General features: G+C 50.1%; 17 protein-coding genes. 9 read left to right on the top strand and 8 right to left on the bottom strand.

Annotated features, from left to right (window positions below; genetic code table 11):
• The gene (locus GWG06_RS29865) at window positions 1-753 is read right to left on the bottom strand and encodes a response regulator (RefSeq protein ID WP_160718112.1); all 753 of its coding nucleotides are present in this window, start codon (window positions 751-753) and stop codon (window positions 1-3) included.
• A gap of 287 nt (window positions 754-1040) precedes the next feature.
• On the opposite strand from GWG06_RS29865, the gene GWG06_RS29860 reads away from it, so the two are divergent.
• From GWG06_RS29860 to GWG06_RS29835, 6 genes are read left to right on the top strand one after another with little or no spacing between them, the layout of a single operon-like run.
• A complete protein-coding gene (locus GWG06_RS29860; RefSeq protein WP_160718111.1) occupies window positions 1041-4100 on the top strand; it encodes a tubulin-like doman-containing protein in 3060 nt (1019 codons plus the stop codon).
• Between the two features lie 4 nt (window positions 4101-4104).
• Window positions 4105-4653 (top strand): hypothetical protein, encoded by a 549-nt coding sequence (locus tag GWG06_RS29855; protein ID WP_160718110.1) that lies wholly within the window; start codon window positions 4105-4107, stop codon window positions 4651-4653.
• A gap of 4 nt (window positions 4654-4657) precedes the next feature.
• The gene (locus tag GWG06_RS29850) at window positions 4658-6061 is read left to right on the top strand and encodes a hypothetical protein (protein WP_127034284.1); all 1404 of its coding nucleotides are present in this window, start codon (window positions 4658-4660) and stop codon (window positions 6059-6061) included.
• A gap of 38 nt (window positions 6062-6099) precedes the next feature.
• Window positions 6100-6933: a hypothetical protein gene (locus tag GWG06_RS29845; RefSeq protein WP_160718109.1), complete on the top strand. Its 834-nt coding sequence runs from the start codon at window positions 6100-6102 to the stop codon at window positions 6931-6933.
• A 29-nt stretch (window positions 6934-6962) separates the two neighbouring features.
• Complete coding sequence (locus GWG06_RS29840) at window positions 6963-7670, top strand: hypothetical protein (RefSeq protein ID WP_160718108.1); 708 nt, start codon at window positions 6963-6965, stop codon at window positions 7668-7670.
• Between the two features lie 3 nt (window positions 7671-7673).
• The gene (locus tag GWG06_RS29835) at window positions 7674-8993 is read left to right on the top strand and encodes a type IV secretory system conjugative DNA transfer family protein (protein WP_160718107.1); all 1320 of its coding nucleotides are present in this window, start codon (window positions 7674-7676) and stop codon (window positions 8991-8993) included.
• Window positions 8994-9115: 122 nt separating this feature from the next.
• On the opposite strand, the gene GWG06_RS29830 is transcribed toward GWG06_RS29835, so the two are convergent.
• The 7 genes from GWG06_RS29830 to GWG06_RS29800 all read right to left on the bottom strand — a co-directional run bounded on the left by GWG06_RS29830 (window position 9116) and on the right by GWG06_RS29800 (window position 16280).
• Complete coding sequence (locus GWG06_RS29830; protein ID WP_160718106.1) at window positions 9116-10480, bottom strand: ABC transporter permease; 1365 nt, start codon at window positions 10478-10480, stop codon at window positions 9116-9118.
• A 9-nt stretch (window positions 10481-10489) separates the two neighbouring features.
• Window positions 10490-11932 (bottom strand): ABC transporter permease, encoded by a 1443-nt coding sequence (locus GWG06_RS29825; protein ID WP_160718105.1) that lies wholly within the window; start codon window positions 11930-11932, stop codon window positions 10490-10492.
• Window positions 11933-11934: 2 nt separating this feature from the next.
• Window positions 11935-14223, bottom strand: coding sequence for a TonB-dependent siderophore receptor (locus GWG06_RS29820; RefSeq protein ID WP_160718104.1), 2289 nt, complete (start codon window positions 14221-14223; stop codon window positions 11935-11937).
• 9 nt (window positions 14224-14232) lie between these two features.
• Window positions 14233-14928: an ABC transporter ATP-binding protein gene (locus GWG06_RS29815; RefSeq protein WP_127034298.1), complete on the bottom strand. Its 696-nt coding sequence runs from the start codon at window positions 14926-14928 to the stop codon at window positions 14233-14235.
• A gap of 73 nt (window positions 14929-15001) precedes the next feature.
• Window positions 15002-15376 carry a hypothetical protein gene (locus GWG06_RS29810; protein WP_160718103.1) on the bottom strand — a complete coding sequence of 125 codons (375 nt, stop codon included), beginning with the start codon at window positions 15374-15376 and terminating at the stop codon, window positions 15002-15004.
• Between the two features lie 112 nt (window positions 15377-15488).
• Entirely contained in the window at window positions 15489-15926 is a 438-nt protein-coding gene (locus GWG06_RS29805; protein WP_160718102.1) for a PepSY-like domain-containing protein, read from the bottom strand.
• A 75-nt stretch (window positions 15927-16001) separates the two neighbouring features.
• On the bottom strand, window positions 16002-16280 hold the full coding sequence (locus GWG06_RS29800) for a hypothetical protein (RefSeq protein ID WP_127034304.1): 279 nt from the start codon (window positions 16278-16280) through the stop codon (window positions 16002-16004).
• 261 nt (window positions 16281-16541) lie between these two features.
• Here GWG06_RS29800 and GWG06_RS29795 point away from each other — a divergent pair, with 261 nt between their 5' ends.
• The 3 genes from GWG06_RS29795 to GWG06_RS29785 all read left to right on the top strand — a co-directional run bounded on the left by GWG06_RS29795 (window position 16542) and on the right by GWG06_RS29785 (window position 19492).
• Entirely contained in the window at window positions 16542-17372 is an 831-nt protein-coding gene (locus tag GWG06_RS29795) for a helix-turn-helix domain-containing protein (RefSeq protein WP_160718101.1), read from the top strand.
• A gap of 93 nt (window positions 17373-17465) precedes the next feature.
• Window positions 17466-18707 (top strand): MFS transporter, encoded by a 1242-nt coding sequence (locus GWG06_RS29790; RefSeq protein ID WP_160718100.1) that lies wholly within the window; start codon window positions 17466-17468, stop codon window positions 18705-18707.
• Window positions 18698-19492 carry a siderophore-interacting protein gene (locus GWG06_RS29785; RefSeq protein WP_127034310.1) on the top strand — a complete coding sequence of 265 codons (795 nt, stop codon included), beginning with the start codon at window positions 18698-18700 and terminating at the stop codon, window positions 19490-19492. Before GWG06_RS29790 ends, GWG06_RS29785 begins: the two co-directional genes overlap by 10 nt.
• Window positions 19493-19733 lie beyond the last annotated feature (241 nt).

Raw genomic sequence — 19733 nt, 5'->3', positions numbered from 1 at the left:
TTACGCCTGGCCGCCCCCCAGCCTGTTCAGCCGGCTCATGAGATTGGCTTTATGCGCGTCCGATACAGGAATTTCGTGTGCGCCGATCTTCACCAGATCTTTCCCGAAACTGTCTATCCAGTGAATATTGACATGAAAGGACTTGTTCGATTTCACCAGTGCCGGGCAGTTCATCTGCAGGATCACCCGCTTGGAAGTCAGGGATACCTTGAATTTCCGGGAGTTGGTGCAGCAGATATTTGTGTAGGAGCCGGCTGATTCAATGAAGAGAATATCGCTGAACAGTACTTTCTTGTAAGGTTGCGGACCGGAAGAATAAACAAATATGCCATCGGACACGCGGTCGCTCAGCTTATATACCGGCATGCCGGAGATAGCCGGCGGGCAAGGCTGGGACAGGGCCTGCTGTACTGTCTTCAGCAAAACACTATGCCTGAACGGTTTGGTAATGTAATCAAAAGGCTGGGAATTGCCGGCCTGTTTGTACACATGGCAATTTTCCTGGTCTGTAACAAAGATGATGGGCAGATTATGATTCTGCCGGATTATACCGGCGGTGGACATACCATCCAGCTTACCGTTCAGCCCTATATCCATCAGAATAAGATCAGGCACAAAGACCCCTACCTGATCGATAGCCTCATTGCCGGATGTTACCGCGCAACAGGTATAACCATTCGATTCCAGCATGACTTGCATGTCCAGGCTGATAACAAGATCATCTTCTACAATAAGTATTTTACCGGTATTCATACGTGTGGTTGTTGATGAGGAATAACAATGCAGTTTTCCAAATATAGGTATCTGCAGGAATATCCTGCGCGTTCAGCAACGTATTTTTTTTTAGTGCACAGGCTGCATTTTTTGCAAAATAACCATTCAGGCCTGTTTACAAAGTCAAACAGCCTGTGGAAAAAACAACCAGGAATAAATTGATTCAGGTGATACATATTGCAGCAGAGACAGACAGCAGGTATACAGCAGCAGTATCACAAAAATCAACCGGTAAAAAATCATCACCAACTAAATCAGCTAACGGGATGGAAACTCATTTAATCATCGGTATCGGTGGCACGGGGAGCAGAATCATTCATTCCTTAAAGTCCACCATAGAACAGAGTCATGGCAGTGCTTCACACGAGGGTGTAAACATCGACTATCTCTACATTGACACGAGCGCCACAGATCTTGACAATGCGCTCACCTGGAAGGAGAAAACCAATTCCATAGCGCTGGCGCCGGCCAATCTGGTACGCATCAATAAAACGGATATGGATGCCATTCTCCGCAATATAGATGCCTACCCCAATATAAAGCCCTGGATAGGCCATGCAGCAGATTGGGAAGGCAGCCTGAAAGCCGGAGAAATCGCCGCCGCGCAGATGCGCCGCTACGGCCGTTTCCTGCTGGCCGGCGACATCAACAAATTCATCAGCTCCCTGAATGCCATTGTTGCCAGCCTGATCAACCGTACGGAAGACCGGGTACGCAACATTACCTTTCATATCTGCTGCGGGCTGGCCGGTGGTACCGGCAGCGGTATGCTCATAGACATCATTGCCCAGATCAGGAAGATATATCCGTTCGATGAAGCCCGTTACCATAACTCTATCTTCCTGTATACCCTACTGCCCGAACTGACCCCCACCTCCTGGGCTACCGCCGGCGGGCTATATCATGCTAACGGTTACGCCTGTATGAAAGAGCTTAATGATCTTTCCCTGCTGAAGTATATTCCGCATGATCTCAGTGATCCCACCCGGCAAGGCAGAAGAATAAATCCTGTTCCCGCTGTATTCTTCAACGGCTGTTATGTATTCACCAACCAGAACGAAAATGATGTACAGCTGAATGTAGAAGAAGAAATTCCCGCGCTGGTAGGCAATTATATCTATCAGCAGATATATTCCATCAATAATCCGGCTGCACGCGAATGGATCAACCGGCTCTCCCGTTGCGAAAACGGTATCAACGACCCTGAAGGAGACGACCTGCATCCGGGAAAAGCTATGCGGAGCAAACGTTTCATCTCCTTCGGCATAAAACGTATCGGCATTCCGGAAGTGGAAATAAAATCGCATTTCACCGCGAAGCTCGCCGGACAAACCCTGCTGCAATTGCTGTACAACCGCTGGTTCGACGGACAGGGATTTGTCAACGAACCAAGAATAAAGGAGTTCAATGCCTATGTAGCCGCTCCGGAACAGCAGCACCGCTGGCTGCTGACAGACAGTCACAACATACTGTCCATGCTCTTCCTGCCGGCAGACCGCGAAAAAACATCCTGGGCATCCTTTGAACAGGCATGGGAGAAGAAAAGAACAGAATGCGCCACTATCGTCACCACCGAAGCAATTCCTAAAACAGAATGGATCATGGCACTGAAAAAACGCTATGACACGTACTATACAGAAACCTTCAGGGGCGAGGGCGTCAGCCGGTTCTTCCAGCTGCGGGAAAAGGATATGAAAGATACCGTACGTTACCTGGCCGGACATATAGACAAAGATCTTTTCAAACACTGGAACAACGCACAATACGGACTGGTAGAAACCGGGTACCTGCTGAACAGCCTGATACAGCTGCTCGAAAATAAAATCAATGTGGTGACAGGTCAGCACCTGGAGAAACTGATCCGCCAGGAAAAAATCTTCATAGAGAAAATAACTGCAGAAGATGCTTACTGGACAAAGATCGGCTGGATAAAGGACGTAGCTTTCAAGGACCGTATCCGCTCTTTCGAAAGACAGAATCACAACCTGGAGCAGCTATACCTGACCAGGACCATGATAGCCGGCTGGCATCATGCCCGTAAACTGCTGCCGGAAGTAAAGAAAAGCCTGGAAGAACTGCTCGACAAAATATACAAACTGCAGGCGAACCTGAACACGTTGCTGAAACAAAACCAGGAGCTGATAGACAAAACCTGCAATGACGGGCAGCCACGCATCAGCGACAACTTCGTCAAGTTCTACGACTCCGCCGCTATCCGCGATGTGACACGGTCACTGGTGCAAAGCGAAAACCTGCAGAAAAATCAGACCGCAGGATTCCGTGCCGCCGTAGAAAATATGCTGGAAGGTATTGCCTCTTTCACGCAGCTCAATAAAAAAGTAACCCTCAGCGAATTCGCCAACCAGCTGGAAAAGCACACCGTAGCCACTTCCGACATGGTGAATGAACAGATGAAAGATATTGTTGACGGAGGGAAAAAAGTATTGAATGTGAGCATCACCGAAAAGCTACGGGATACCTACCAGCATAGCAAGGAAGAGCTGGAATACTTTATACGCGGGCTGGTGGCGCAGGCCGCCGTATTTGGCAAATATGATCCTGTCCAGGAAAATCAGAATGCGCAATCCACCCGCACGATGGAGTTTATGGTAATACTGCCGCCGGATGCGCAGCCCAACGGTACAAAGGATAAAACCTTTAACCATATGCTGACAGACGCGTTTAAAACATCTCGCAATGCAGGGATTCCGGAGGAGAACATCATCTATACCGCTTCCAGGAACACAGAAATTGTACTGATTAACATTCATAATCTCTTTCCGCTCCGTATCCTGTCTGTAGCCGAAGGGCTGAAAACCAGGTACCAGCAGGCATTGAACAGTACAGACGGCAGCATTTCCCGGCGGGCCAGGATTACGCTGCATACCGAAGGAAGCAGCACACATTACCATGATCTGTTTGTAACAGAACGTAATAAGGAATCCTATATGCGGTATATCGTCATCGCCGACAATACCGGTCTTATTGACCTTCAGCCTAATCCGGAAACAGAAGAAAAGGAATACATCCTGATGCCGGAGAACATCCTCGAAGACGACATCATCGTGCTGGGCAGGCAATTACTGCAAAGCCATCACCAGCTCAGCTTCCAGCAGCTGGAACAGTTCCGCGAACGGGTGGAGGTACGGCTGCAGGAACAATACAAACCGCTGAGCAAACAGGCAGCGCTTAAAAGCAGTATCCGGGATAAGCTGGCAGCCTTCCTGCTGATGGTCAGCAACAATCCCCGGCATCCTGAATTCATCAGATACAAGGATGCCTGCACCCAGGCAATAGCAGTGATTGATACGTTCAATAAAAAATAATACGATGCCATCCGGGAAAAAGATATTCATCTGTAATAATACAGACCTGCCCTGCAGGTACAGCCTGGAAGCCACCAGGTTTCTGCTCAACGAAGGAGAAGAAGAGCAATGCCCGGTGTGTCATAAAGCGGATATTACGCCCGTACAGGGACCGGCACGCGCACGCGGAAAGCTGCCGCTGCTGGCCGGATGCGCAGCCGCGTTACTCTTAGCCGCCGGTCTACTCCTGTACGTGAATAGGAACAGATCGTCCGCAGCCACACAGGAACTGCCACCGGAAGTACCTGCACGCGATACTGCTGCCCCGAAAGAAACCAGTCCTGTAAAAATACAGGATACCCTTCCGGCACAGGTAGCCACTGAAGCACCGCCGGTAACCGGCTTGCCGGAAACGCCGGAAACGGAAGCAATAAAAAAAACCAACAGGAAACAATACCGGCAGCAACGCGAAACGCCTGCCGGCGCCCTGCCCGCCCATCCCGGCGATTCAGACAATCCGTTGTATAAAGCCCAGCATCATCATCAGCAACAATATAACGTTCCGAAAAAATAAGTATATGAAAAAGCTACTGTTCCTTCTGCTGCTTGCCGCAGTGAATACGTATGCACAGCAGGACCTGTCCACCGCATGCAGACAAATAAAAGCCGCCAATACCCTCCGGGAAGCCCAGCAATACGAGCTGGCGGAAGATTACCTGAAAAACGGGCTGGCAGCCGTGAAAGCCGCCGGTGGCAAAGAAGCCCGCTATTGGGAGGCCGCCGCCTACGAATATATGGCCCTGCTGAACCGGGATCAGGAAAACAATCCGGAGAGCGTGCGCAACTTCAGCAAAGCCAGAGAGCTTTACCGCAATAATGGTTACGATGTAAGCGCCAAAGCCATGGACATACTGCTTGGCCATGTGCGGGAAGGAGATGATATTTTTGGCGGCATCGATATCGGCGCAAAAGGAACCAAACTCAGTATTGTAGCCGTCAAGCCGGGAAAAAACGGCGGGTATACCTACAAGATTATCCGGAAGCTAACCTTGAATCCCCAGACCAGCACCGGTACCGATAATGCCTTTCATGAAACAGCCACCGCACTGCGCGAGCTGGTAGACACCCTGAAAAACAGAGGCATTCCGGAGAACAGAATATTTGTGGTTATCAGCAGCGGGCTGGCACAGGCGTTACAGCAATCAGGCAATAACACCGTGAGCCGGCTGCAGCAAGTGCTTGCAACGGAAACCGGAAACTACAGGGGACCACTGAATATAATTTCCGCCGCAGAAGAAGGCCGCCTGGTCACCAAAGGCGTACTTCCCTCCCGCTATCTTTACAACAGCACCAGTATCGATATAGGCAGCGGCAATACGAAAGGAGGATATTACGCTGCTGACAAACGCTTCGAGCCGCTGTCTTTTGAATACGGTACCATTACCCTGACTGAAGCAATTAAGGCATCCAACACCGGGCAGCTTCCCTTTCATGAAGCGGCGGCACAGTATTTTAACACCAGGCTAAAACCTGTTATCAGCAAGGAGCTAAGCCGCAAACCTGGTTTTAAAAACAGGAGAAATGTATTCATCATGGGCGGCTGCGTCTGGGCACTGGTGAGTTACCTGCACCCGCAACAGGAAGGCGAGTCCTTTGTTTCCTTCACCCTGAACGATGTAAAGCGACTGAAAAAAATGGCGGTGGAAAATTACGAAGTGCTGATTAATCCTGACCTCTCTGCACTGGATAATACGCCTGAAAAGAAGGAAGCCGCTGCCGCTGCTATCAGGGAAGTCAGAGACAAGGTTTTCAATCAGGAAAACATCATTGCCGGCGCAACCCTGCTGGAAGGTATACTCACAGACCTCAACGGTACGCTGCCGCCCAAAACCTTTTACTTTCCGCGGTATGGCGTGGTAGGCTGGATAACCGGCTACGTAGTGGAGTCTGTTACAGACGAAGTGAAAAGCAAAACTGAATAATCCTGTTTCTTATCTCATCCTGTCCAAAATCTTATTATATGATTTTAAATAAAACGATCGCTCCCACAGAAGGGGAAATCTCTATCAAATCCTATTTCTGTACTTCATTCAATTCTTTTCTGTTCGGCATAAAAGCAAACGGTTTTCTGGAAGTCACCAACAAACGCCTGCTCTTTCAGGCCATGGGCAGCGGCATTACCCGCACTCCCAGTGTTATTCACAGCGAAGTGCCCATCTCTGAAGTAGTAGGTATCAATATTTACAAAGGCAAAGCCTTCAATCTGCTGCGACTGATTGCCGGAGTACTGATCTTTGTCATCACCGCCATGCTGGCCGGCTTCCTCCTTACTTTCCTGCTTTCCGCGCTGGACAACAGCCCGGTATTTTACCAGTTCATCATCTGGGTGCTTTTCCTGGCCTCCCTGTTCCTTGCCTATTTCTATCATCAGCAACCTGGCCTGGATGACGACAGCAGAGGGCTGGATGCGAAAGATAACTCCCTGCAGGAACTGCTGATAGTGGCTGCCGGTACAGGTGCGCTCATCAGCATGGCTAAAGGCGCCATGTCGTACAGTCCTTACGGTTCCGCCAAAATAGCCTTGCCTGTTATCTTTCTTACCTTCCTGTATGCGTTGTACCGCTACTCCAAAAAACCGGCCTTCTCCCTGATGGTACATTCCAAAAGCGGCAGCAATGCGATCGTAAAAATTACGGGACCCTCTCCTATGGGTGCTGCCAATTCCGTTGCTTCCAAAGCACTCAGCGCCAGGCCGGCGAAAGACAGTATCCTCGTTCTGAAAGAACTGGGCGCCCTGGTACTGGATATTCAGAATCTGGGAGAATATGGCATCGAAAAATGGCGCGTAAAATAAATGTTTGTTTCAGCTAAACAGCCTCACTGATGACAACAGATCCAAATAAAAACAGGCATTATAGTCCGCTGAAGGGCAGGTCCGTTCCTTTTGCGTACGCACACGTGCAGACTCCGAAGGGCGCTAAGACAGATCCTGCTGCCTACAATGCCTATCAGCAAGTGCTGAAACAGGAGCATAAGGATTTTCACGCCGCCGCCCAAAGCATGCGGCAACAGCCCAACAGCTGGAAAGTAACAGCATCGCCGGAAAACTACAGGAACAGGCATAAAGATGCAGCGGCCAGAAATAAAGCCAAACACACCGCCTACAAGGGAGAAAACCTCTCCAAAGTTACCAGCAAACCGGTGAACGGCATGGAATCACATGCTATTATGGATAATAAATCAGGAAAGAAATGGGGAGATAAACCTGTAAGCGTTGCACAGCGTGCAAAAGAAAACAGCTTCAGGGACCGCGGTAATAATATGACTGCCAAAGGCAAAACATCCGGTCCGTCTTCCGGCGGAGGAAAAGCGCCGCAGTCGAAATTAAAAGGAAGCCAGGGAAATGCTAAGGGACCACAGGCAACCACACCGGGCAGCAAAATGGGCGGAGGCGGCATGAGTGGCGGCAGACCATCACCGTCATCAGCATTAAAAACGCCTCCCTCCGCTGCTCCGGCTAAAGCGGCTGTCCGCGCTCCTTCTTCCGGACAAAGTAATAGTTCAGGTAAAGGTTCAGGTAAATCCAGATAACACATGAGTGAATTCAAGGATCATTTCAGGCATGTAGAAGGCCTGGAACTAATAACAGACGCCAGCCGGCTGGTATTACCACCGGTAACACCCCGCTGTATACTCAGCGGCGCCGATGGCCGCAGCATACCTTTCCGGGTACCGCTCAGTGAAGAACTGATGAGTAAACATCTTTTGCTGCTGGGGAACATCGGTACCGGAAAAACAACCGCTATCTCACAGATCATCCACCAGATAAAAAATACCATGACAGCAGACGATGTTATGGTGATATTCGATACCAAAGGCGATTTCTATGAGAGATTCCATACAGATAATGATATCGTTATCAGCAATGACGTCTCCCGGTTTAAAGGCAGCAACTACTGGAATATCTTCCGGGAAATCACGATAGACGGCACACCGCGGAGCATACGGGAGAATGCGCTGGAGATAGCGAACAATCTTTTTGCAGATAAAATCAAAAACACCAATCAGCCGTTTTTTCCGCAGGCGGCTAAAGATATACTGGCGACCTTTCTGACGCTCTGTGCGATGGATGAATCAGCCGTGGAAGAAAACAGTAATGCAGGACTGGTTCATTACCTCGAAAACGCCACCAGGCACGAGTTGCTGGAATACTTCTCAGAGAATGGACAGAACCGCATCAGCAGCTACCTCTCCCCTGACGCCGCCGCACAATCCGACGGCGTACTCGCTGAACTGTATCAGCTGCTGTCTGAAATATTCACCGGCGATTTCAGGGAGCATGGCAGTCTGTCTATCCGCGACCTGATCCGGCAAAAAGGCGGGCGCATCATCTTTGTAGAATATGATATTACCGTAGGCAGCATCCTGGCGCCTGTTTACCGGCTCCTATTCGACCTCGCCATCAAAGAAGGCATGGGCAAAAACAGGTCGCGCGGCAATACCTGGTTTATCATTGACGAATTCCGGCTCATACCCAACCTGCAGCATATCGACAATGGCATCAACTTCGGCCGCAGCCAGGGGCTTAAATTTGTACTCGGCCTGCAAAACATTCCGCAGGTATATAATGCCTATGGCGAAGCCATTGCAGAAAGCCTGCTGTCCGGCCTCTCCACCACCATCTCCTTCCGGGTAGACGATAAAAAGTCAAGAGATTTTATCCAGCACAGATACGGCAGCTCTCTCAAAAAACTGGTATTCCGTAAATCAGGCCAGGTAGCACAAGGCCAGATCGCGGAAGAAGTAAGAACCGCCAAAGTCATAGAAGACTGGGACATCTCCCGCCTTGGCACCGGCGAAGCAATTATCGGAATCCCCAATGTACAACCGTTCATTTTCCGGTTCAACCAATAATTTGATTTATGGATTTTTTGATTTTGAAATTTTGAGATTTAAAATGCAGCAAAGGATACTCCTTGCTTATTCGCTGCATTTTAAATCTCAAAATTTCAAAATCAAAAAATCCGTAAATCAAATTATTGGGTCGTCAATTTTCTGCGTAGCATCCGCCAGGCCATACAGCTGAGCAGTATGGTGAACAGCAGTACAGATAAGAGCTGCCAGCATTTTTCCGTTGAATATTTCCGGAAGAAGGTGATACCGAACTGATTCCAGTCAACATCTTTGACGGTACTACCTTTGAAGATGAAGGGATAAAAATACAGGCGGATATTTTCGTGGTATTGCTGCAGGGCTGCCTGAAAATCCAGGTGGTGCTGCAGGTCGGTGCCGGCAATTTCATTCAGGCGCAGGGTTGTTTGTATGCCAGGCAGGAACAGCGCTGCGTTATTGGCAAATTGCTGGCGTTGCTGCAGTTTCGCTGCCATGGCTGCTACGCCGGATGCAGCTTCGTCATCTCCCATCTGCTGCATGGCATAGTACCAGCTCCAGCTGAAGGCTGCATCCTGCGGGAACGAATATTTTCTGAACTGCGGATAGTGCTGATAAAAGCGGGTCATTGTTACCTGCTTGTCTTTATCCCATTTTTCATGATAGCCTTCACGCTGTTGTACAACGGTCTGCAAAGCCTCCGGCACCGGGTATTTCCAGCTCACGATGATGTTGACTAACGCCGGCGCCAGTATGTTCAGCCCTACCCAGCAGGCAATGAGCGTAGCTACATTGAAATCAGATGATCTGCCCAGCGCCGTTACGAAGAAAGACAGTGCAAACCAGAACAGCAGGTAACTGCTGACAGCCAGGAATACCCACAGCAACCGTATATCGGCAGGCAGCGGCAGGTACAGGCAGGCGATCAGCAATAGCAGCCATGCTACTGCAAAAACCACCACTATCCTTACCAGCAGCTTTGTCAGCAGTATGCCTGCCGGACGTTCCGCATGCGGATGAAGCAGCCGCCATACACCCGACTCTTTTTCTGCTGACCACAGGTTGTACGTAAAGGCAATAATCACCAGGGGGAACAAAAAAATGAATACAAAGGCCAGATCTATATTACCATATAACAGGGTTACCGGATTACTGAGATCTGTATCATACAGCTGCCCCTGCAGGCCCAGCATACTGACAGACATGATATAGGGATTGATGTCCCGCTGCCCGTTGGAAAAGGCGGCCCAGTTACCGGGCTGGTCTGCCATGGTGTAGCGGTTATGATATAACAGGGTGCCCAGTTCCTTTCCGAAATACTGAATATTGCGGCGGGTCGTTTCCGGCTGCATTGCAGCCGCTTTCCGGATCATTGCCTGCTGCCTGTTGATAAAGGTACTACCCAGGTACAACCCTGCAATACCGCTGACCAGCAGGATGAGCACACCTGTCAGCGCTGTTCTGCTTCTGCAGAATAATATGAATGCATACTGAAAAAGTCCTTTCTGCATAGCGGATGTTTATAACGTTTTAACAAAGCGGGATGCCAGCTGCACGCCTGCCAGCACCAATACCAGCCATCCCAGCAGGGCGGTGATGGTGGCGGTCTGCGTTGGCAGTACCTGTCCGGTTTTCCTGAAATGAAAAGTAAAGTCCGGCATTTCTTTCCAGTGATCGTGACTGATGGCTGCCGGTTTATCGTTGGCCGCGGGTGTTTCGTTGCTGATGTATTTCATCTGCAGACTGTTCATGCGCTGGGCCAGCTGGTAGCGGTATGATTCCGCCTGCTGCTGGAAATCGGCATAGGTTGTAAAGTCAGCGCCGGTGAGGGCCATAGACAAATGCCTGATAGCCAGGTAAGGATTGAGGAAGCCTGCAGCCATCGTGAAATGATTCTGCCGTTCATAGATATCAATCAGCTGTTGCTGATGGCGGTCGTAGATAGCTGCGGATATTTTTTCGCCTTCCGCCATGACATAGCCGCTGTAGTTAAATGGCAGCTTCTTCACGTCATCAACGCCATATTGCTGCAGCAGCGAGGATTTCAGCTGAGCGTAATGCGGATCATCCGGATTGTGGCTGTCTCCTTCGCGGTGCAGGTCTGCTTCCACCGCTGCGGCGAATTCAATTTTGGCGGGCGACGGATACAACCTGGCGCCGATAGCCTGTGTGAGCCGTGGCAATATTACCAGGAAGAAAACCCAGCAACCCAGCAAAGTAGTTAATGCTGCCCTGGAAGTGCTGCTGAAAGCGGATACCAGCACCGCTATACCTGCGCAGATAATAAAATATACCGCATAGGATACTACCAGCAGCAGCAGGCGCAGCGCGGCATCCGCCGAAACGTGCCAGTGGCTCAGCGCTGCCCACAACAATATTGTCAGCAGTATCACGGGAATAAACAGCGTAAAGGCAACGCCGATGATTCCCAGCATCTTTCCTGCTAAAAGCTGCCGCCAGCTGATGCCCTGGCATAATAATATTTTCAGCGCACCGGATTCTCTTTCTGCCGCAATGCTGTTGAAGCCCAGAAAAAATATCAGCAGCGGCACCAGCAGTTGCAGTACCATGGCTACGCTCAGCTCGCCGAAACGCAGCATACCATTGGAAAATCCTGCTTCGCTGAAGTTCGCGGTATTCTGTTTGTGCGCCTCCAGGAAAATGCTGACACCGGCAAACTGCTCGATCCCAAAATCAAAAAAACTGAGTTCGTGTTTATCCCTGAACACCAGGTAGCCATAGTGTGCCATCCGGTGCGGATGCTTGTCCGGCTTCGACTCCCACTGTTCCCTTACAATAGATTTATAATGCTGCTGTTGCTGCTGCTGCGTTTTAAAATGCTGCCAGCCGATCCAGGTGGCGATACAGAGGATAATGCCCAGCAGCAGCGTGAGTGCAGCGGCGGCCCTGTTCTGCAATACCGTTTTCCAGGTACGGACAGCGATCAGTAATGTTATCTGCATAATCAGAATCTGTAGGTTACGTTGAACATAATATTGCGCGGTGTGCCGGGAAACAGCCGCAGATAGCTCTGTGCGCCTACCCAGTACGTTTGGTTAAACAGGTTGCTGACATTCATGGCCAGCTGCACATGCGATCCGGGCGGCGTATAATACAAGGCTGCATCGGCAATGGTATAGGCGGGAATAACAAAATCACGGATATACCAGGGCAGCTTATCACCGCTGTATTGCACGCCGATACCTGCTCCCAGTCCTTTGAACCATTTGCTGCGGCGGATATCATAACGTGTCCACAGGCCCGCGCTGTGCTGCGGGGTATTCTGCACCCGTTGTCCGGTCAGGGCTGCATTATTATCGGCAGTGATCACCGCATCTACATAACTGTATCCTGCATTAAACTGCCAGGAAGGGGTGACAAACCCTGCAGCTTCCACTTCTATCCCCCGGCTGCGCTGTGCGCCGCGTTCTGTCAGCTTGTTAACATCGGCCGGATCATTGGCATTCATCAGCAGGTTTCGCTGGTTGATTTCAAACAGTGCCACGTTGACCTGCAACATATCCTGCAGCCAGGTGGTTTTAACACCGGCTTCTTTCAGGTCGCTTTCCAGCGGTTTGAATGCTACGCCCGGTGGCGGCGGCAGTATCACCAGCGAGGAGGTATTGCCCTGTGGCTGGTAGCCGCGCAGGTAAACGCCGTAAACATTGATATGGGAGCCAGCTTCATAGGTCAGCCCGATACGTGGCAGCAGTTGTTGCTGCGCTATCTTTTTTTCACCGGGCTGTTTGTAATTCGTATAGTCTTCATACCATTCCTGGCGCAGTCCCAGCGTCAGCAGGAATTTCCCGTACCTCGCCTGATCCTGTGCATATATGGCATTGACTATATAACCGGCAGGCGGAATTTCGCTGGCTGTAAAAATATAATGGCTCAGTTCCGGCATGGCATAGGTGGGCGCTGCCAGGTTAAAATGCGGCACATTAGGTACTGGTGCATTGATGCCGTTGATTTTTCTGAAGAGATAATTATCTTTTCTGGCAGGATCATATTTTGCAGCGATGCTGCCATCTTTAAGGCGATAGCCGCCGGCGCTGCTTTCTCCGCCTCCCCTGAATTTCTGTGTATGGATGCGGTCATAGCCGATTACCAGTTTATGTTGCAGGGGACCTGTGGCAGCGCTGATATTAAAGTAGGCGCTGACGTTATCCGTATTCCAGCGCTGCTGCCGTAATACAGCGCGCATACCGGCATATGTGGGGATAGGCTGGTTATCTTCATCTACGGCAAAGGCATTGGTGGTCCGGTGTTCCTGCAGGTCTTCATTCCAGGTCTGCTTCATATATGCCATGCTGAAAGTAACCTTCGATGAGAAGGCATGGGAAAAGCTGGCCATCAGCATCAGGTCCTGTGTATTGAAATGATCGTTGCTGCCACCCATGTTGAATGTAACGGGTGTGCTGCCGAGATCTGTTTTTCCTGCTACCGCGCCGAAGATCGCCTGTCCGCGGTCCAGGCGTGTTTTCGTGTCGTTAAGCACCAGTTCCACATTGAGGCTGGTAGCGGCATTGGGCACATAGGAAAAGGAAGGCGCTATCAGGAATGCCTTACGGTATTGCAGATCCCGGAAGCTGCGGCTGTTATCATAGCCGGCATTCAGCCGATACAGCAATGTTTTTTCCTTGTTAAGCGGCCCGGTGATATCCAGCGCGCCCCTGACAGTACTGAAGCTGCCGGCGGAGATGCTGATCTCTCTCCTGCTTTCTGCCAGCGGCTTTTTAGTCACCAGGTTGATGCTGCCTCCGGGGTCCACGCTGGAAAAAGTAGCGCTGGCCGGACCTTTAATCACTTCTATTCTTTCGATGTTGGTGGTTAGCGGCTGATTGAAGTAATACTGGCGGGTACGCATACCGTTGATGATAACACCTTCCTCATTCTGACTGATGCCGCGGATGGAAAACTGATTATAATAACTGCTCTGCGATACGCCGGCTACATGCTTCAATGCATCGCCCAGCGTAAAAGCCTGCCTGTCTGCTATCAGCTCCTTGGATACGGTGGAGATAGCCTGTGGTATATCTTTATTCAGGGTGGCAGTTTTAGTGGCAGCGAATGAATAATCGCTGAAATATTTACGTGTGCGCGTACCTGTTATCTCTACGGTTTGCAGGTCTTCGCGCCGCTGGCGGGCACTGGTGGTATCTGCCTGCTGCGCGTAGGCGGACAGGCTGCATAATAGCGCGGCAGCGTATAAGCCTGTATGCTTATACCTTCCGGCTGGTGAAAATATTTTCACGGAGATGATTTAAATAGTTTGCAGATATAATTTCTGTAGATCGCCGGCATTGATGTCGGACGCATTGAGCGTATGAATGAGCTGCCCGCGGCGCATGATGCCGATATGCGTTCCCAGGCTCACCGCATTGAAAATATCATGGGTGGCCATTAGCACCGACTTTCCCTGCCGGCCCAGTTCCAGCACCAGCCGGGTAAATTCGTCGGTTGCCCTGGGATCCAGTCCGCTGGTAGGTTCGTCCATCAATATGGCGCTGGCATCTTTGGCCAGTGCAATGGCAATGCCTACTTTCTGCCGCATGCCTTTGCTGAAGCCTTTCAGCGCACGTCGATGCGCTTCCTCGTGCAGTCCGCAGCGTAAAAGGAAAGCAGACAGCTGCGCCTGGCTATAGATAAATCCTGCCAGCCTGCTGAAGTAGTCCAGGTTTTCCAGGGCGGAGAGCTGCTCATATAACATCACCACTTCCGGTATGTAGGCAATATGCCGGCGGGTGGCGGCGGCGCCGGGCACTACTTCCTGGCCGTTTACCAGCGCCTTCCCGGAGGTGGCGGCGGTGAAACCAAGGAAAAGGTTGATAGTTGTGGTTTTTCCGGCGCCGTTTTGTCCAAGCAGACAAAATACTTCTCCTGCTTTTATTTCCAGATTAAGATTATCGAGTGCGCGGAAAGATTGATATTGTTTTGATAATGAAATTGCCTGAAGCATGTGATTAGGTTATAGCATACGTTGCTGAATGCCCGGCGGGCATCAGTACAAAAAACAGGTATCCGGAGTATGGTCAAGAACAAATATGATACGGCGGACCTCTGTTGGCGTATGCTGCCGCGGATGCTGCGGCTACTGTTTCCTGCAGTTCCGGGAAACAGCGGCTGACGGGCAGCAGGACCACGGATACAGAGATGCAGGCAGGAATATACGGATCATGGGGTTGCAGTTTTACCAGGTCGCATATGCTGCAGGACTGATAAGGGAGATGGATGTACGCAGCGCTATGGCTGTTATGATGCGCGATGGGCGAATGTACAGTACATACGTGCTGATGCACCGTTTCCACCAGTACAGGACCGAGGAACAGTGTCAGCAGCAGCAAAGCCTTTATGCGGGTGGCGTTCCTGCGGGCGGACAAAAGCGATATATGAAGATGCCGTCGCATGAAAAATTTCCAGGGTGCAAATTAAGCATAAAAATTTCACATGCAACATTGTTGCAAATAATTTTATACAGAAAAAAGGCTGACATGTATGTCAGCCGCTACATTTTTCCGGTTACCAGTATATCAGTGTATCATCTACTTTTCCATCTTTTGACAGCACCACCTTCCGGTCATGCGGTTCTCCGTCCAGCTCTACCTGATACCAGACCTTTCCGTTCATTTCCACCTGTTCAGCATCATCGATACGAAAGCCTTTATATTGGTTGCTGATCGTATTTTTTACGGCAGCGGGCAGCGCAGATGCAGGCACATCACGTTTGTACCTCAGCAGTTTGCCGGTACTGTCCAGCAATGCTTTGTGCTCCAGGCGATTTACCCGGAACTCCGCCTCATATCCTTCCATCTTCTGTTCCCACTCCAGGCCGGCAGCGGTGGGAAATCTGGCATGAAATGTTGTTATCACCGGCGCAGGCACAGCTGCAGCCGGGATGTCCTGCCCGGCAACATGCAGCGATATCAATACCGCAGCAAATAAGGTAAGCATCTTCATAAATACCGTTTTGATCCGGTTTTCTACCACATTTACCATGCCGGGAGAATAAGGCGGGCAGTGCCATGAAGGGCCTCAGATATAAAATCCGGCTCCGCCTGCCACCATCCCCAGCATACCACCGATGATACTGGCAACGGCATCCATTACATCGTAATGCCCCCTGCCGGTAACCAGGGAGAACAGTTCAAAACCATAACTGATTACAATGACGACCGAGAGGGCTGCCAGCGAAGCAATCAGTGGTTGTCCGGGAAAAAGCAACATGGCAGCCACTTCCAGCACAATACCCATTCCGATGCCGACGATAAAATGCTTCCATTTATCCGGCGCTATTTTTTTCAGAAAATTCAAATCAGACAAATTTATCAGTATGTTCTTCCGTAATACGGTACTGTTTTACAGACAAAATATTCTCTTCTTCACGTCTTAAATATATACAATCGGTAAAGTAATATTACATTTCTGCCGCATAAATAAAGCATTCCCTGCGGGCAGCTTTACTTTCCACAAAACGTATACTTATCAACACAATGCAACGGCAGTATAAGACAGGAAGCCCGCCAATGCGCAATATTCGTATTTTTACAGCTGACCAGACCATGTAACAGCATAATGGCCAGAGATAATATCATATTACACCAGGAGGAACTGGACGGTGGTGTGGAAATACTGCCGATGAAAATCATGACTACCATTGTGCAGCCGCCGCACCGGGACGATCACTTTATGTTCATCCTGCAGCTGAAAGGCGTATCCGTCTGGGAACTGGATTTCAACAAGGTAACCATGAACGGGGCGGTTATATGCTTTATAGCGCCGGGACAGGTGCATCGTTATCTCCACAGTAAAAAAACGGAAGGCTGGCTGATTTTCGCCAACCCGGAATTTGTTTCCAGATCAAGCCGGGAGATATTTGACACGGTACTCCACAGCCGGCAGAACATCACTGCCACCGAAAAAGATCCGGTATACGACCTGTTGCCGCTGCTGGAAAAGCTGCTGTATACCAGAGGTATGCCGCTTAAAAAACAGGTGCTTCATTCAATGACAGACACCATTACGGGTATGATTGCCGCCAAGATTATTCAGGGCCAGCATGCCACCCATACCTTTGGCAGCCAGAAGTATACTACTGCCACCAGATTCAGGCAGCTGGTGAAAGAGCAATACAAGGAAAGCAAACAGGTAAAGGATTACGCTGCCCTGCTTAACATCACGCCCCTCTACCTCAACGAAGTCATGAAAGAGATCACCGGGCTGGCGGCCAGCTACTGGATACAGCAGGAAATTATGCTGGAAGCCAAACGGCTGCTGTACTATACAGACCTGGATATCAAAGAAATTGCCTATCAGCTGGGTTATGAGGACCATGCCTATTTTTCCCGCTTTTTCAGGAAACATGCCGGCATGACTGCCTCCTCCTTCAGGGACAGAGAACCATGATTTGTCCAATTATCACCATAGAATAGCTATCGGCCACACCTGTTGAACTGTCTAATTTTGCATTCGTAACACATAGTTTAAATACGATACAAAATGACAGAAACGAAAAAATTTGTCCTGGTTGCAGACAGCAGCGGGGATATGGTGGAGGATATTATCATTCAGAAAAGCAACACCACCTTTTACCAGGTCATCATACCCATTATCGTCGCGGTTTTCGGGGTATATCTGACCATTGGCATGACCCTGGGTGTTCTTCCGGCCTTTGTGCAGCATGAATTAAAATCCGGTAGTATAGCCGTTGGCGTTGTTATCGGATTGCAGTCGCTTGCCACCCTGCTGACGAGAGCCTACTCCGGCAAACTCACGGATACCAAAGGCGGCAAGCATAGCAGTCACCTTGGCATCTGGCTGGCGCTGGTTACCGGCGTATGCTACCTGCTGGCAACCTGGACCAGCTTCAATCCTACGCTGGCATTAATACTGATCCTTGTATCAAGAATAATGCATGGCGTCTCTGAAAGCCTGTTTGTAACAGGTGCGTTAACCTGGGGTATTGGCCTGGTAGGTGCAGATAAATCCGGGAAAGTGATGACCTGGAACGGGATTGCGATGTATGCCGGCATAGCCGTTGGCGCGCCGCTGAGCATCTGGCTGCAGCATGTTTCAGGCATACAGGCCGTTTTCCTGGTCGTAATTCTGTTATCCGTATGCAGCTGGTTAGCCACCAGCAGGCTCCCGAACCTGGCGGCAGATCCGGATCATATCAGAACGCCGTTCTACCGGGTAATAGGTAAAATTGCAGGTCAGGGACTGGGCCTGGCATTTTCTTCCATCGGCTTTGCCTGTATTTCCTCTTTTATTGCTTTGCTGTTTAGCTCAAAGCAATGGGGCAATCCATCCCTGGCATTTATGTCCTTTGGCGCCTGCTACATACTCACACGTGTTTTCTTCTCCTCCTTCCCGGATAAATTCGGCGGGTACCGTGTAGCGCTGATATCGCTGGCAGTGGAAATCATGGGACAGCTGCTGATCGGCTTCGCGCCTTCCAAAGCGGTAGCCATCATCGGATGCAGCGTTACCGGCGTAGGGTTCTCCCTGATATTTCCGGCGCTGGGTGTTTTAGCTATCAGCAAAGTACAGCCACAGATGCGGGGAACAGCACTGGGAGCGTATGCCGCCTTCTTTGATCTTTCCCTGGGGCTGGCCGGTCCGATAGCCGGTATCATTGCCGGATGGTACAATTATCAGGCTGTCTACCTCTTCGGTGGCGCCAGCTGTCTCATCTCTATCTTAACATTACTCATCACCAGAAAAAAATCATCATGGAAATAAAACAAAAGAAAGTTATCCGCTCTCTGTTTGTTGTCAAAGAAAAGATATTCCTGACACCTCATTATATACGGATAGTATTCGGTATATCAGCCAGACAGGCGGAGCAGCTGAGGAAAGTGAGCATCGGCGGGAACAACAAGATATTCGTTCCTGCTGCAGGCGCCGTCATTGATCCTATGGATGAACAGGTATGGGATACTGGTGTATTCACCGCCAAAAGAACTTATACTACGCGGTATATTGACTTTGACAGTCAAACCATGTGGGTTGACTTTGCAGCGCACGGCGATAACGGCCCGGCATCAGCGTGGGCGCTGCGCGCCGTTCCCGGCGATGTACTGGGTATCGGCATGAAGGAAAGCAGCAAGCCCCTCGTTCCGGCAGCAGTGGAATACCTGCTGGCAGGCGACATCACTGCACTGCCGGTTATCGGGGCCATACTGGAACAGCTGCCACCCTACGTCAAAGTCAATGCAGTCATCGAAGTGCCCGGCCAGGCAGATGAGATGGAACTCTATACCCGCGCACATTGCCACATCACCTGGCTGCATAACCCTCATCCGCAAAACGGCAGCACGCTGGCACAAACAGTAAAAAGCATGCCGCTGCCACAGGGAAACAGGTACGTTTTCATGGCAGCAGAATATAATACCGTACGGCAATTAAGACAATACCTGAAAGAAGAACAGGGCTGGAACACCAGCGAATTCTCCGCCACCGCCTACTGGCAGTCAGGCGCTACAGAAGATCAGTCGTCGGCATCGCGCCAGGCGGAACGCAGTTAGATGATAATTACGAATTGCGAATTACGAATTACGAATGAGGGCGAAGATCTAAGCGGATAATACTGTTTTAGTATTCGCTTAGATCTTCGCCCTCATTCGTAATTCGTAATTCGCAATCATTGGTGTCCGGTAAAAATCCAGGCTTTGGTTAAAGCGTAAGATTATTGGGACACCAATGATAAAAAATCATTGTTTTCTCATTTCCAAGCCTCTATGTAGCAAAAAGAGACGGCGGTATATA

Source organism: Chitinophaga solisilvae (assembly GCF_009928525.1).
Taxonomy (GTDB): domain Bacteria; phylum Bacteroidota; class Bacteroidia; order Chitinophagales; family Chitinophagaceae; genus Chitinophaga; species Chitinophaga solisilvae.
This window is presented reverse-complemented; position numbering and strand designations above follow the sequence as displayed.